16 protein-coding genes are annotated in these 14527 nt (G+C 73.7%); 12 read left to right on the forward strand and 4 right to left on the reverse strand.

The window, feature by feature from the left end; genetic code table 11:
- Positions 1–178 precede the first annotated feature (178 nt).
- Positions 179–733: a YbaK/EbsC family protein gene (locus tag G3I42_RS19965; RefSeq protein WP_164287813.1), complete on the forward strand. Its 555-nt coding sequence runs from the start codon at positions 179–181 to the stop codon at positions 731–733.
- A gap of 116 nt (positions 734–849) precedes the next feature.
- Here G3I42_RS19965 and G3I42_RS19970 read toward each other — a convergent pair whose 3' ends face one another.
- The gene (locus tag G3I42_RS19970; protein WP_164287815.1) at positions 850–1254 is read right to left on the reverse strand and encodes a CoA-binding protein; all 405 of its coding nucleotides are present in this window, start codon (positions 1252–1254) and stop codon (positions 850–852) included.
- A gap of 85 nt (positions 1255–1339) precedes the next feature.
- Here G3I42_RS19970 and G3I42_RS19975 point away from each other — a divergent pair, with 85 nt between their 5' ends.
- Entirely contained in the window at positions 1340–1969 is a 630-nt protein-coding gene (locus tag G3I42_RS19975) for a YigZ family protein (protein ID WP_009063142.1), read from the forward strand.
- Positions 1970–2032: 63 nt separating this feature from the next.
- Here G3I42_RS19975 and G3I42_RS19980 read toward each other — a convergent pair whose 3' ends face one another.
- Together G3I42_RS19980 and G3I42_RS19985 are read right to left on the reverse strand one after the other, a co-directional pair.
- Positions 2033–2638: an HD domain-containing protein gene (locus G3I42_RS19980; RefSeq protein ID WP_164287817.1), complete on the reverse strand. Its 606-nt coding sequence runs from the start codon at positions 2636–2638 to the stop codon at positions 2033–2035.
- A 243-nt stretch (positions 2639–2881) separates the two neighbouring features.
- Positions 2882–3442 carry an NAD(P)H-dependent oxidoreductase gene (locus G3I42_RS19985; protein ID WP_164287820.1) on the reverse strand — a complete coding sequence of 187 codons (561 nt, stop codon included), beginning with the start codon at positions 3440–3442 and terminating at the stop codon, positions 2882–2884.
- Between the two features lie 160 nt (positions 3443–3602).
- Between G3I42_RS19985 and G3I42_RS19990 the strand changes: the two genes are divergently transcribed.
- From G3I42_RS19990 to G3I42_RS20020, 8 genes are all read left to right on the forward strand, one after another.
- A complete protein-coding gene (locus G3I42_RS19990; RefSeq protein WP_164287822.1) occupies positions 3603–4232 on the forward strand; it encodes a TetR/AcrR family transcriptional regulator in 630 nt (209 codons plus the stop codon).
- A 144-nt stretch (positions 4233–4376) separates the two neighbouring features.
- The gene (locus G3I42_RS38245) at positions 4377–4508 is read left to right on the forward strand and encodes a hypothetical protein (protein ID WP_275405267.1); all 132 of its coding nucleotides are present in this window, start codon (positions 4377–4379) and stop codon (positions 4506–4508) included.
- 325 nt (positions 4509–4833) lie between these two features.
- The gene (locus tag G3I42_RS19995; protein ID WP_164287824.1) at positions 4834–5844 is read left to right on the forward strand and encodes an amino acid ABC transporter permease; all 1011 of its coding nucleotides are present in this window, start codon (positions 4834–4836) and stop codon (positions 5842–5844) included.
- Positions 5841–6656, forward strand: coding sequence for an amino acid ABC transporter ATP-binding protein (locus G3I42_RS20000; protein WP_164287825.1), 816 nt, complete (start codon positions 5841–5843; stop codon positions 6654–6656). The genes G3I42_RS19995 and G3I42_RS20000 overlap by 4 nt, the downstream gene beginning before the upstream one ends.
- Positions 6657–6762: 106 nt before the next feature.
- Entirely contained in the window at positions 6763–7785 is a 1023-nt protein-coding gene (locus G3I42_RS20005; RefSeq protein ID WP_164287827.1) for a transporter substrate-binding domain-containing protein, read from the forward strand.
- Between the two features lie 50 nt (positions 7786–7835).
- On the forward strand, positions 7836–8558 hold the full coding sequence (locus tag G3I42_RS20010; protein ID WP_164287829.1) for a GNAT family N-acetyltransferase: 723 nt from the start codon (positions 7836–7838) through the stop codon (positions 8556–8558).
- 136 nt (positions 8559–8694) lie between these two features.
- Positions 8695–9900, forward strand: a complete 1206-nt coding sequence (locus tag G3I42_RS20015; protein ID WP_164287831.1) for an LLM class flavin-dependent oxidoreductase — start codon at positions 8695–8697, stop codon at positions 9898–9900.
- Positions 9901–9927: 27 nt separating this feature from the next.
- A complete protein-coding gene (locus tag G3I42_RS20020; RefSeq protein ID WP_164287833.1) occupies positions 9928–11277 on the forward strand; it encodes an NtaA/DmoA family FMN-dependent monooxygenase in 1350 nt (449 codons plus the stop codon).
- Positions 11278–11438: 161 nt separating this feature from the next.
- On the opposite strand, the gene G3I42_RS20025 is transcribed toward G3I42_RS20020, so the two are convergent.
- A complete protein-coding gene (locus G3I42_RS20025; RefSeq protein WP_164287835.1) occupies positions 11439–12290 on the reverse strand; it encodes an alpha/beta hydrolase in 852 nt (283 codons plus the stop codon).
- Positions 12291–12561: 271 nt separating this feature from the next.
- Here G3I42_RS20025 and G3I42_RS20030 point away from each other — a divergent pair, with 271 nt between their 5' ends.
- Entirely contained in the window at positions 12562–13722 is a 1161-nt protein-coding gene (locus G3I42_RS20030; RefSeq protein ID WP_164287837.1) for an exonuclease SbcCD subunit D, read from the forward strand.
- A partial coding sequence (locus tag G3I42_RS20035; RefSeq protein WP_164287839.1) for an SMC family ATPase occupies positions 13719–14527 on the forward strand: 809 nt, incomplete at its 3' end. The genes G3I42_RS20030 and G3I42_RS20035, both read left to right, overlap by 4 nt.

The following is a 14527-nucleotide window of genomic DNA, read 5'->3' on the forward strand; positions in this document are numbered from 1 at the left end:
TCGCACGCCGGCCCCCGTCCCCGTGCCGCGCGACGCGAGCGCCGCCCAGCTCGCCGCCCTCGCCTCGCTCGACGCGGAGCAGCTCGCGGGACTCGAACGGCTCGCGGAACGCGAGCGGGACCCGGGCCCCCGGCGCGAGCGGGACTGAGGCCCGCGGCCGGCTGCTACCGTGCCGCCCATGCGCGCACCCCTGGGGAACTTCACCGACGTCCGCACCGCTCCCGAGGCCCTCGACGTCCTCGTCGAGCCCGTCGCCCGCGCCGTGCGCCACTGGGCGGGTCCGGTGCCCGCCGAAGAGGTGTACTGGGTCGACAGCGACCCCGAGTGGGCGGACACCGCCGCCTTCGTCGAGCACTACGGGCGCGAACTCCTGGAGGTGTCCGCGAACTGCGTCATCGTCACGGGACGGCGCGGCGAGGCGCGCAGGCACGCCGCCTGCCTCGTCCTCTCGCACACGCGCGTCGACGTGAACGGCGTCGTGCGCAAGCAACTCGACGCGCGCAAGGCGTCCTTCGCCGCGATGGACCTCGCGACCGGCGAGACGGGCATGGAGTACGGCGGCATCACGCCGCTCGGCCTCCCGGAGGACTGGCCCCTCCTGATCGACGCCGCGGTCACCGACCTTCCCCACGTCCTCGTGGGCAGCGGCCGGCGCCGCGGCAAACTCCTCGTCCCCGGCAAGGCGTTCGCGCAGCTGCCGGGGGCGGTCGTCGTGGAGGGGCTTGGAGGCTGAGCCGAAGGGGGCGCGACGGTGTCGAGGCGCCCGTCGCGCGCAGGTCGTGAGGAACGAGCGACCGAGCACGTCGGGTGACTCGACACCGGCACCGGCGCTCCCGGAGGCGAAGCCGACTAAAGAGCGGGGATTTCGATGGCGGGGCAGCGGTCCATGACCATCGCGAGTCCCGCGTCCCTCGTACGCGCGTAGGCCGCCTCGTCGATCACGCCGAGCTGGAACCACACCGCCTTCGCGCCCTTCGCGACCGCCGCGTCCGCCACCGCGCCGGCCTGCTCGCTGTTGACGAAGACGTCGACCACGTCCACCGGGAAGGGGATGTTCTCCAGGCTCGCGTACCCCTGTTCGCCGTGGACCGTCTCGGCCTTCGGGTGGACGGGGACGATCTTCTTGCCGAACCGCTGGAGGACCTGGGCCACGCCGTACGCGGCGCGTGAGGTGTTGTTCGAGAGCCCGACCACCGCCCACGTGTCACCGGTCCCGGTGAGGATGTCCCGTACCGTCTCGTCGTCGCCGTACATCCGGCACCTCCTGCTCGCAACGTCTGTGTGAGCGGCAACACCCACCCGCCGCGAGCGATTCCCGCACGGCGCATACGCTGGGGGAATGCCTCAGGACGCGTACCTCACCCTGGCCCGGGAGGGCAGTCACGAGACCGAGATCAACCGGTCCCGTTTCCTGTGCACCCTCGCCCCGGTCGCCGACGAGGACGAGGCGCAGGCGTTCCTCGCGCGGGTGCGCGCCGCGCACGCGGACGCGAGCCACAACTGCTGGGCGTACGTGCTCGGGGCCGACGCCTCCGTGCAGAAGGCGAGCGACGACGGGGAGCCGGGCGGGACGGCGGGCGTCCCCATGCTCCAGATGCTCACGCGCCGCGAGCTGCGGTATGTCGCGGCCGTCGTCACGCGGTACTACGGCGGGGTCAAACTCGGTGCGGGCGGCCTGATCCGCGCGTACGGCGGAGTCGTGGGCGAGACGCTCGACCGCCTCGGCACCGTCACCCGCCGCCGCTACCGCCTCGCGACCGTCACCGTCGACCACCAGCGTGCCGGGAAGATCGAGAACGACCTGCGTTCGACGGGCCGTTCGGTGCGCGAGGTGCGGTACGGGGAGCGGGTGAGCATCGACCTCGGCATCCCCGGCACCGAACTCGACGCCTTCCGCGCGTGGCTCGCGGACGCGACGGCGGGCACGGCGGAACTGACGCTGGGCGGGGAGGCGTACGGGGAGGTGTGAGGGAGGGAGCGGGGTCTCTGCCTGCCCGGAGCGGACCCGGTGGGCGCTCGCGCCCGTTCGTTCTCAGTCGCGTACCGGGTCCCCGAACTCCGCCGTCAGCGCCCTCAGGTCCGGCTCGCCGAACTGGGCGCGCAGGGAGGCGAATTCCTCGTCCTTGCCGGGGCCGAAGCGGGAGACGAGGCGCGCGTAGCCGTCGGCCGTGTGGAAGCGGCCGCCGCGCGACTTGGAGTGGAACTTGTCCGCGTACATCACGAGGCGTTCCTCGTCGGTGCGCGCCACGTAGTCGCCCGGGGGCAGCGGGAGGTGCTGGGTCTCGATGTCGTGGCGGGTGAGGCCGACGCCCGTGTGGCAGGAGCAGAAGCGGCACAGGCTCTCGGGCCAGCCCTCGGCGGCGAGCAGGCGGTGGCCGAGCAGACCGTGGCGCACGTAGTGGCCCTGGCCCAGTTCGCCCCGCTCGGCGTCCTCGTCGAGGCGGTAGACGCCGATGTCGTGGAGGAGGCATCCCGCCCGTACGAGTTCCGCGTCCACGTCGGCGCCCGAGGAGGCGATCAGGCCCTCGGCGATGCGCCACACGATGCCGCAGTGGCGGTGCACGGAGGCGTGGGCCTCGGGGGTGGGGGCGTGGCGCCTGTGCAGGTCGTCGATCTGGGGTGGGGTGGGGAGACGCATGGCGGTGAGCGTAGCCGGACGGCTGGGGCTTCGCCCCGGCGCCCCGGATCGTGGGGCTCCGCCCCACACCCCGCTCCTCAAGCTCCCCCGGCCTTCGGCCGGGAGGTACCCCCAGAGAGGCTTGAATTTTGTGGTGCGGGCTGGATTCCTGGTGCGGGTCGGGTGCCGGTGACGGGCCGGGGCGGGGCTTGGGGAACCGCGAAGCGCCCGGCCTCTCGGGTGGCCGGGCGCTTCGCAGGCGGGTCAGGCGGCGGCCGGGGTGGCCTTCTCGGCGACCGAGGCGAGGGTCTTCACGAGGCCGTCGACGACCTCGGTGTCATCGGCCGGGTGCAGCTCGGCGAAGCGGGTCACGGAGCCGGGGATGGACAGCTTGACGTCCTCCAGGACCACGCCACCGGCGATCCCGGCGGCCTTGCGGGCGTCGTCCTGCGCCCACACGCCGCCGTACTGGCCGAACGCGGTGCCGATGACGGCGACGGGCTTGCCGGTGAGGGCGCCGGCGCCGTACGGGCGGGACAGCCAGTCGATGGCGTTCTTCAGGACGGCCGGCATGGTGCCGTTGTACTCCGGCGAGAAGAGCAGGAAGGCGTCGGCGGAGCCGGCGACCTCGCGCAGCTTCGCCCCGGCGGCGGGCACCTGGCCCTCCACGTCGAGGTCCTCGTTGTAGAACGGGACCTCGGCGAGGCCCTCGAAGACGACGACCTCGACGCCCTCGGGGGCGTGCTTCACGGCCGCCTCCGCGAGCTGACGGTTGTGCGAGCCGGCGCGGAGGCTGCCGACGAGGGCGAGGATGCGGACGGACATGGGGAACTCCTGAGAAGGGAGGCGGTACGTGGCATGGCCACGGATATGTGACACTGCCCCTCGGGGAGGGGCCGCGGCTAAGCGGACCGTGGTCCGTTGAAAGTTGTAACACTTATCCGGACCGGGGTCCACTTCTGGCGGAAAGCGTTACGGTGAGTTCATGACGCGCAACATTCGGCCCCCCGAGGAGAGCGGCAACGGGCTCCCGGTGCTCACTTCGGCATCCGGGCTGCGCGCCGACGCCGTACGCAACAAGGGGCTGCTCCTCGACGCCGCCTCCGCCCTCATGGACTCGTGCGGCGCCGAGCGCCTGACGATGGACGCGGTCGCCGCGGCGGCCGGCGTCGGCAAGGGAACGGTCTTCCGCCGTTTCGGCAGCCGTGCCGGGCTCTTCGCCGCCCTTCTCGACCACCGCGAGTCGCGCCTCCAGGCCGCCTTCCTCAGCGGCCCGCCACCACTCGGCCCCGACGCCCCGCCGCGCGAACGGCTGCTCGCCTTCGGGCCCGCCCTCGTCGCGCACGACCGCTTGTTCTACGACGTCGTACGCGCCACGCGCGACGACCCCGAGCGCGCCTACGCGATCCCGGCCACGCGACTGCGCGAGACCCACCTCGCGATGCTACTGCGCGAGGCGGGCAGCAGGGGCGACACGCTCCTCCAGGCCCACACCCTGCTCGCCTCGGTCGATGCGGTCCTCGTCCACCACCTGATGACCGAGCGCGGGGTGAGCCGCGAGCGGATCGAGTCCGGGTGGCGTGACCTCGTCGAACGCCTGCTGGACGCGCGCTGAGCCACCGGCACCCGCTGTTGCGCGAACGGGCCGCTCGCGGCGGCGAGTTGTCCACCATGCGGGGCACCGTTGACAGTCCCGCGCCGGGCTGCCTACCTTACGCCGCAGACGAGAACGACGAACGAGGAAGGAAGGTGAGCGGCGATGCGGGCTCAGTCCGCCGTCTCCCGGCACCGCGGTCGCCTCACGCCCTTCCTCGACCGGCCCGTCGACCTGCTGCGCGTCAACAGCGCCCTGTGTCCGTGTCTCCCGCGCCCCGCGCGCGTCTCCCGCTGAGCCCACGCCCGCGCGGCTGACCGGCCCCGACGGCCGACCGGCCGGGGACCGGCCGCACCGGTCCGCCTGAACCGCTCGCGTCCGGGCCCTCGCACGTACGAGGCCGAACGGCCGGAACGCCGCTCCCCGCCGTACCGCCCGAGGCGCCCCCGTACCCCTCGGCACCCCGCGCCACCTCGCCCCGGCACTCCACCCCCGCGCCCCGCCCGCGGGGCACGCGCCGGGTCCCGCCCTCCTCCCCGCACACCGGCCGCGCGCCGGTGGCGCTTCCTTCGCACGCGTCCTTCCTCCGGCACGCCCCGCTGCCCTCCCGCAGGAGCCCTCCATGAGCGAACCGCCCGGGTCCGCCGTCGCCCCGGTCCGCCCGCCCGAACCCGTACCCCAACTGCCCCCGAACGAAAGCGAACCGGCGCCCACCGGACCGCCGCTCGCCGAGCGGGTCCTCCCGCTGCGCCACCCCTGGCGGTGGCTCGCGACCGCCGTCGTCCTCGTCCTCGCCGCGCAGGTGGTGCACGGACTCGTCACGAATCCCTTCTACCAGTGGGACCGTTTCGCCTACTGGTTCCTGCGGCCCACGATCCTCGACGGACTCCTCATCACCCTGGAGGTGACCGCGCTCTCCGCCGTGCTCGGCCTGCTCGGCGGAGTGGTGCTCGCACTCGGCAGGCTCTCGCGCAGCCCCGTCCTGCGCGCGGTGAGCTGGACGTACATCTGGCTGCTGCGCTCCACACCACTCATCGTGCTGCTGCTCTTTCTGTACAACTTCAGCGCGCTCTACCAGACGTTGAGCCTCGGCGTGCCCTTCGGCCCGGCCTTCCTCACCTTCGACGAGAGCCGTCTCGCGACGGACATGGCGCTCGCCGTCCTCGGACTCAGCCTCAACGAGGCCGCCTACGCCGCCGAAGTGGTGCGCGCCGGACTGCTCTCCGTCGACCAGGGCCAGCACGAGGCCGCCGCCGCGCTCGGCCTGCCCCGCCGCTTCCAGTTCCTGCGCATCGTCCTCCCGCAGGCCCTGCGCGCCATCGTCCCCGGCTACGTCAACCAGCTCATCGGCCTGGTCAAGAGCACCTCGCTGGTCTTCTACGTCTCGCTGCTCGACCTCTTCGGCTCGGTGCAGAGCCTCGGCTCGACCTACCCGGGCGACATCGTGCCACTCCTGCTCGTCGCGACCGTCTGGTACGTCCTGCTCACGAGCCTCGTCTCGATCGCCCAGTTCTACGTGGAACGCCGCTCCTCGCGCGGCGCCCTGCGCACCCTGCCGCCGACCCCGCTGCAGAAACTGCGCGCCTCGCTCCGCGAGCTGCGCGCCCGGGCCCGCAAGGAGGCCGCGCTGTGAGCACCACCACGACGACGCCCGCCGAGAGCACGGCCGAGCCCGTCCCCGAGGCACCGCCCGCCGTCGAGATCCACGAGGTGCAGAAGTGGTACGGGGCGCACCAGGTACTCAAGGGCGTGAGCCTGACCGTGCGCCGGGGCGAGGTCACCGTCGTCCTCGGCCCCTCCGGCTCCGGCAAGTCGACGCTCCTGCGCGTCGTCAACCACCTGGAGAAGCCCGAGGCCGGGCACGTCCGGCTCGCGGGTGAACTCATCGGCGTGCGCGCGTACAAGGGACGGCTCAAGGAGCTGAGCGAGCGCGCGATCCTCGCCCAGCGCGGCCGGATCGGCTTCGTCTTCCAGAACTTCAACCTCTTCCCGCACCTCACCGTGCTCGACAACGTCGCCGCCGCGCCCGTCGCGACCGGGCGGCTCGGCAAGGACGAGGCGAAGGACCTCGCCCGCGGCCTCCTCGCCCGCGTCGGGCTCGCCGAGCGCGCGGGCGCCTATCCGCGGCAGCTCTCCGGCGGCCAGCAGCAGCGCGTCGCCATCGCCCGCGCCCTCGCGCTCCGCCCCGAAGTGGTGCTCTTCGACGAGCCCACCTCCGCGCTCGACCCCGAACTCGTCGGCGAAGTCCTCGCCGTCATCCGCGACCTGGCCACGAGCGGCACCACACTCGTCGTCGTCACGCACGAGATCGGCTTCGCCCGCGAGATCGCCGACCACGTCGTCTTCCTCGACGAGGGCCGCGTCGTCGAACAGGGCCCGCCCGCCCAGGTCCTGGACCACCCCTCCCACCCGCGCACGCGGGACTTCCTCCGCAAGGTGCTGTGACGCGCCGGCGCCCCGTCCCCGCGCGGGACGGACGCCCCGCCGCCCCACCTCCGTACCGCCTGCCGCCCCGTACCGCCCCACCCTCACCGACAAGGACCCCGCCGTCATGCCCACGCCCCGCAGCCGTCATCGCCGCACCACCTTGCTGGCCGCCCTCGCCCTCGTACCGCTCGCCGCCGCGCTCACCGCCTGCGGGGACGACGCCGAGCCCGCCGCGGCCGTGGCCGGGTCCGCCCCGGGCGGGATCGGTATCGGCGCGCTCTCCAACGGCGCCGCGAAGCCCGCGACGCTCAAGGTCTCCGCCGTCGCGGCCCTGCGCGCCCAGCTTCCCGAGGAGATCAGGGACAAGGGCGAACTCGTCATCGGCGTCGGTGTGCTGCCCGCGGGCTCGCCGCCGCTCAACTTCATCGGCAGCGACCAGAAGACCGTCACCGGCTCCGAGTCCGACCTCGGCCGCCTCGTCGCGGCGACCCTGGGCCTCAAGCCCGTGATCCAGAAATCGACCTGGGAGAACATGTTCCTCGGCGTCGACAGCGGCAAGGTCGACGTCGCCTTCTCGAACGTCACCGACACCGAGGAGCGCAAGCGCAAGTACGAGTTCGCCTCCTACCGGCAGGACAACCTCGCCTTCGAGACGAACAAGTCCGACGACTGGACCTTCACGGGCGACTACAAGGTCCTCGCGGGCAGGACCATCGCCGTCAGCTCCGGCACGAACCAGGAACGCATCCTCCTCAAGTGGCAGAAGCAGCTCAAGGAGGAGGGCAAGAAGCTCACCGTCAAGCACTACCCGGACCTCAACAGCACCTACCTCGCGCTCGGCGCCAAGAAGATCGACGCCTACCTCGGCCCGAACCCGGCCATCGCCTACCACACCCGCACCACCGAGGGCACCCCGCGCGCGACCCGCAGCGCCGGCACCCACTCGGGCGCGGGCTCGGGTCTCCAGGGGCTCATCGCCGCGACCGCGAAGAAGGACAGCGGCCTCGCGAAGCCGCTCGCCGGGGCGATCAACCACCTCATCGACGGCGGCCAGTACGCGAAGTGGCTCGCCGCCTGGAACCTCTCCGACGAGGCCGTCGAGCGCAGCGAGATCAACCCGCCGGGGCTCCCCCTCAGCGACTCCTGAATCCTGGACCGCACGAGACACCTCCCACCTCACAGGAGCGGAACCGCACCATGGCCACCAGCGTCCAGCCGGCCCCTTCCCCCGTGCCCGCGAGCCCCCACCTCCTCGACAACCCCGCCTGGGCCTCGCTCACCGGGCCCCACGCCGTCTTCGCCGAGCGCCTCGGCGGCGCGGCCCGCTACCCCGCCGACGTCGCGGCCTTCACCGCGCTCGCCGACCCCGGGGACCCCGCCGCGTGGGCGGACCTCGCCCGGCTCCTCGGGCCCGGCACGGTCGCCCTCGTCAACGGCGCGCCCGCGGCGCCCCCGGAGTGGGAGACCCTGGAGCACGGCCGGGGCGTCCAGCTCGTCGCCACCTCGCTGCGCTCCGAGCCCGCCCCCGAGGCGGTGCGGCTCGGCACGGAGGACACCGAGGAGATCCTCGACCTCGTCTCCCGCACCAAGCCGGGCCCCTTCAAGGAGCGCACCGTGACGCTCGGCACCTACCTCGGCATCCGTGAGGAGGGCCGCCTCGTCGCCCTCGCGGGCGAGCGGCTGCACCCGCCGGGGTGGACCGAGATCAGCGCCGTGTGCACCGACCCCGCCTTCCGGGGCCGGGGCCTTGCGACGCGGCTCGTACGGGCCGTCGCGCACGGCATCCGCGAACGCGGCGAGACCCCGTTCCTGCACGCGTCGGCGAGCAACACGAACGCCATCCGGCTGTACGAGTCGATCGGCTTCACGCTGCGCAGGCGCACGACGTTCCTCGCGGTACGGACGCCCGCGGCGGACTGAGCGGGCGGGGGCGTCCGCCGGTGGGCGCCCCTTCCGCTACCGCCCCGCCCGGCCCCGTACCGCTCCGCCCCGTACCGCCTCCCGCTTCCTCCGCCCCCGCCGCCGTCCCACCCCTGACCGACCGGAAGGGCCTCGCATGTCCGACACACCTCCGCTCCACCTGGCCGTCGCCCTCGACGGGGCCGGCTGGCACCCGGCCGCTTGGCGCGAACAAGGCGCGCGCCCGGGGGAGTTGTTCACCGCCACCTACTGGGCGGACCTCGTCCGCGAGGCCGAGGCGGGCCTGCTCGACTTCGTCACCTTCGAGGACGGGCTCGCGCTCCAGTCCAGCCGCCTCGAAGGGCCCGACGACCGCACCGACCAGGTCCGCGGGCGGCTCGACGCCGTCCTCACCGCGGCCCGCGTCGCCCCGCTCACGCGGCACCTCGGCCTCGTACCGACCGCCGTCGTCACGCACACCGAGCCCTTCCACCTCTCCAAGGCGATCGCCACGCTCGACCACGTGAGCAAGGGACGCGCCGGGATACGGGTGCAGATCTCCGCCCGCCCGCAGGAGTACGGGCACTTCGGACGCCGTGCCCTCGCCCCCCTCACGCTCGACGAACTCCAGTCCGCCCAGGGGCAGTCCGTCGTCTCCGCGCTCTTCGACGAGGCCGCGGAGTACGTCGAGGTGCTGCGCCACCTGTGGGACAGCTGGGAGGACGACGCCGAGATCCGCGACGCCGCCACCGGCCGCTTCATCGACCGCGACAAACTCCACTACATCGACTTCGAGGGGCCGCGCTTCGCCGTCAAGGGCCCCTCCATCACCCCGCGCCCCCCGCAGGGCCAGCCGCTCGTCACCTCCCTCGCCCACCAGACCGTCCCCTACCGCCTCGTCGCCCGCTCCGCCGACGTCGGCTACGTCACGCCGCACAGCGCCGCGCACGCGCGCGCGATCGTCGAGGAGATCCGTAGGGAGCGGGAGACGGCCGGGCGCGCGGACGAACCCCTGCACGTCTTCGGGGACGTGGTGGTCCTCGTCGACGAGGAACCGGGCCGTGCCGCCGAACGGCTCGCCGCGCTCGACGCCCTGGCGGGAGAGCCGTACGCGAGCGACGCCGAGATCTTCGCGGGCACGCCCGCCGCGCTCGCCGACCTCCTCACCGACTGGCAGGCCGCCGGGCTCACCGGCTACCGCCTGCGGCCCGCCGTGCTCGGCCACGACCTGCGCGGCATCACGCGCGGACTCGTCCCCGAACTCCAGCGGCGGGGCGCCTTCCGCACCGCCTACACGGCCACGACGCTGCGGGGCCACCTCGGTCTCGACCCGCACCCCGCCAACCGCTACGCGACCACCTGACGCCGGCCCCCGGAGAGGAACCCTTCCATGAGCGCACCGCTCAAGCAGATCCACCTGGCGGCCCACTTCCCCGGCGTCAACAACACCACCGTGTGGAGCGACCCGGACTCCGGCAGCCACATCGACTTCGACTCCTTCGTCCACTTCGCCGAGACCGCCGAGCGCGCCAAGTTCGACTTCCTCTTCCTCGCCGAGGGCCTGCGGCTGCGCGAACAGGCCGGAAAGATATACGACTTGGACGTCGTCGGCCGCCCGGACACCTTCACCGTCCTCGCCGCCCTCGCCGCCGTCACCACCCACGTCGGCCTCACCGGCACGATCAACTCGACCTTCAACGAGCCCTACGAGGTCGCCCGCCAGTTCGCGAGCCTCGACCACCTCTCCGCCGGGCGCGCCGCGTGGAACGTCGTCACCTCCTGGGACGCCTTCACCGGCGAGAACTTCCGGCGCGGCGGCTTCCTGCCCCGCGAGCAACGCTACGCGCGCGCCAAGGAGTTCCTGGCCACCGCGCACGAACTCTTCGACTCCTGGCACGGCGACGAGATCGCGGCCGACCCGGATTCCGGCACCTTCTTGCGCACCGCGCGCGCCGGGGCCTTCGCGCACCACGGCGAACAGTTCGACATCCACGGTCAGTTCAACGTCCCCCGCAGCCCCCAGGGGCGTCCCCTCATCTTCCAGGCGGGCGACTCCGAAGAGGGCCGCGAGTTCGCCGCGGCCGAGGCCGACGCGATCTTCAGCCGGCACGACACGCGGGAGGCGGGGCAGGCGTTCTACAGCGACGTCAAGGGCCGCCTCGCCCGCCACGGCCGCACCCCGGACCAGCTCCTCATCCTGCCCGCCGCGACCTTCGCCCTCGCCGACACCGACGCGGAGGCCCGCGAACTCGCCCACGGGATACGCCTCCAGCAGGTGAGCGGGCAGACCGCGCTGCGCCACCTCGAACACGTGTGGAACACGGACCTCTCCGGCTACGACCCGGACGGCCCGCTCCCCGGCATCGACCCCGTCCCCGGCGAGCACACCCTCGCGCGGGGCCGCTCGACCACACGCCACCACCGCGACCCGCGCGAGATCGCCCGCGAACTGCGCGAGCGGGCCGAGGCGAAGAACCTCTCGATCCGCGAACTCGTCATCGACATCACGGCCCGCCAGACGTTCATCGGCTCGGCGGCGACCATCGCCGCCTCGATCAACGACCTCGTCCAGCACGACGCGGCGGACGGCTTCATCCTCGCCCCGCACGTGAGCCCCGGCGGCCTCGACACCTTCGCGGCCCAGGTCGTACCGCTCCTCCAGGAACGGGGGGTGTTCCGCACGGAGTACGAAGGGACGACGCTGCGGGATCACCTGGGGCTGCGGCACCCGGACGCGTGAGGGCGGGGCGGGGGCGAGGGGCCGGGGGCGGCCGGGCGCGGGTACGGGGGGTGCCCGGCCGAAGCCCCTCGGTGCGGGCGGGGGACCGGCGCCCTCGCTCCACCCCCGCCCCTCGCTCCACCCCGTCCCTCGCTCCACCGTTCACGCCCGCCCCGCGCCCGTCACCCCGTCGCCAGCTCCGTGAGGACCGCCGCCGCCTCGGCCGGGTGGACGAGCCAGTGCAGGTGGCTGCCGGGGAGGGTGCGGACCTTCGTCGGGTTGCCGGGGGTGAGGGCGTCCGCCTCGCGGATCATGCGGTCCTGCATCGCGAGGGGGATGCTCGCGTCCTGCGCCAGGCGGACGAAGGCGCGCGGGATGGTCCCCCAGGTCCCGGCCCGGGCCCGGTCGTCCGGGGTGCCCGCGTCCAGGCTCTCGTCGGGCTGGAAGGTGTTGAGGAAGCCGAGCAGCTCGTCGTCACTCAGGTCCGCGCCGAAGGCAGCCCGGAAGGCGTCGAGCGCCGCCGGCTCCGCGGTACGGAAGTTGACCCGCAGCACGCCGAGCGCGGCCGGGTCCCCGGCGACCGCCGCGGCGAACGCCGCCGGGTCGACGCCCGCCATCTCGGGCTCGCCGTAGTAGTCGCCCACCGGCAGGTCCACGGGACACCACGCGGACACGTACACGAGCCGGTCGACGAGGTCGGGCCGGGCGTTCGCCGCCGCGGTCGCGGTGGCCCCGCCCCGGCTGTGCGCGACGAGGACGACGGGCCCGTGCTCCCGTACCCGTGCGAGCACGTCGACGAGGTGCGCCGCGTTGTCCGCGAGCGTCACGCCCTTGATCACGCCCGCCGCTCTCGCGAGCGCCGCCGCGTCCTGCGGCGCCTGGTAGGCGAGGGGGAACGTCGCGCCGAAGCCGTGCCCCGGGAGATCGACGGCGAGTGACCGCTGCCCCCGCAGGGCGAGTTCGCGTTGCAGGGGCGCGAACGAGAAGGAGTTGGCGAAGGCGCCGTGGACCAGGACGAAGGTGGGAAGGGTCATCCGCCCACCCTCCCGACGAGGGGCGTCCCCCGCAAGGTCGTGTGGCATCGGCACGTTTCGGCGCGGGACGGGGCGGAACGCGCCCGCGCCCGTTCCTCCGCGAGCCCGAAACACCCCGTAACGCGCGAAACGGTCGCTCTCGACAACTCCGTGCAAGCCGCTCCGCGCCGGGTGGCAGACTGTCGGGCGTGAGGTGTCAGGTGGCCGCCGGGTGCGGCGGGAGCGGGGCGACAGGTGGTGCGCGGGTGAACGGGCGGACGGAGGGGGAGCGTTGAGGATTCTGCATACCTCCGACTGGCACCTCGGGCGCTCCCTGCACCGGGTGTCGCTGCTCGACGCGCAGGCCGCCTTCCTCGATCACCTCGTGGCGACCGTGCGGGAGCGGGACGTCGAGGCCGTCGTCGTGGCCGGGGACGTGTACGACCGGGCGGTGCCCTCGCTGCCCGCCGTCGAACTGTACGACCAGGCGCTGCACCGCCTCGCCGCGCTCGGCGTGCCCACCGTCCTGATCTCGGGCAACCACGACTCCGCGCGCCGCCTCGGCGTCGGCGCCGGGCTGCTCGGCGCCGCCGGGGTGCACCTGCGGACCAGGCCGGCCGAGTGCGGCGAGCCCGTCGTCCTGTCCGACGCGTACGGCGAAGTCGCCTTCTACGGGCTGCCCTACCTCGAACCCGGCCTCGTCAAGGATGAGTTCGCCGCCCCCGCCGACCACGAGGGCGTCCTCGGCGCCGCGCTCGACCGGGTCCGCGCCGACCTCGCGACCCGCCCCGAAGGCACCCGCTCCGTCGTCCTCGCGCACGCCTTCGTGACCGGCGGCGCCCCCAGCGACAGCGAACGCGACATCACCGTGGGCGGCGTCAGCGCCGTACCCGCCGCGCTCTTCGACGGCGTCGACTACGTCGCGCTCGGCCACCTCCACGGCAGCCAGACGCTCGGCGAGCGGCTGCGCTACTCGGGCTCCCCGCTCGCGTACTCCTTCTCCGAGGCGGACCACCGCAAGAGCATGTGGCTGATCGACCTGGACGGCGCGGGCGCCGTCACGGCCGAACGCGTCGACTGCCCCGTACCCCGCCCCCTCGCCCGCCTGCGCGGCACGCTCGGAGAACTCCTCGCCGACCCCGCGCACACCCCGCACGAGGACGCGTGGATCGAGGCCACGCTCACCGACCCGGTGCGGCCCGAGGAACCCATGGCGCGGCTCGCCGCCCGCTTCCCGCACCTGCTCAGCCTCGTCTTCGCACCCGAGCGCCCGCCCGAGCCGGACGGACGCAGTTACGCGCACCGGCTCCAGGGGCGCGGCGACCACGAGATCACCGAGGACTTCGTCGCGCACGTACGGGGCGAGGCCCCCGACGAGGCGGAGCGCGCCGTGCTGCGCGCCGCCGTGGACGCCGTACGCCTCGCGGCACAGGCCGGGGAGAGCCGCCGATGAGACTCCACCACCTCACCGTCACCGCCTTCGGCCCCTTCGCCGGAACCCAGACCGTCGACTTCGACCGCCTCGCCGAGGCCGGGCTCTTCCTCCTGCACGGCGCGACAGGCGCGGGCAAGTCCTCCCTGCTCGACGCCGTCTGCTACGCGCTCTACGGCGTGGTCCCCGGCGACCGCCAGGGCGTCTCCGCGCAGGGCGAGAAGCTGCGCAGCGACCACGCGGCCCCCACCACCCGCACCTCCGTCACGCTCGACTTCACCGTCTCCGGCCGCCGCCTGGAGATCACCCGGCAGCCCCCTTTCGTCCGGGCCAAGAAGCGCGGCACCGGCACCACCACCGAGAAGGCCCTCACCACACTGCGCGCCCACGAGCCGGCGCGCGGCTGGACCGGGCTCAGCCGCACGCACCAGGAGATCGGCGAGGAGATCAAGCAGCTCCTCGGCCTCAGCAGCGAACAGTTCTGCCAGGTCGTCCTCCTCCCGCAGGGCCAGTTCGCCCGCTTCCTCGGCGCCGACACGGCCGACCGCGCTCTCCTGCTGCGCCAGCTCTTCGACACGCGGCGCTTCTTCGAGATCGAGGGACACCTGCGCGAGCGCAAGGCCGAGACGGACGAGGCGGTGCGGGCCGCGGACGGCGAACTCCTCGCCCTCCACCACCGCATCGGCCAGGCCGCGGCCCTGCCCCGCGCCGAGGCCCCTGCCGCACCGCCCGCGGCCGGTGACCCCGCGCTGCCGGAATTCGTCCTCGCGCACGCCGCGCTCGCCCGGACGTACGCCCGGGAACGGCTCGACATCGCGCGCCTGCG

The organism is Streptomyces sp. SID11385 (assembly GCF_010548245.1).
Taxonomy (GTDB): domain Bacteria; phylum Actinomycetota; class Actinomycetes; order Streptomycetales; family Streptomycetaceae; genus Streptomyces.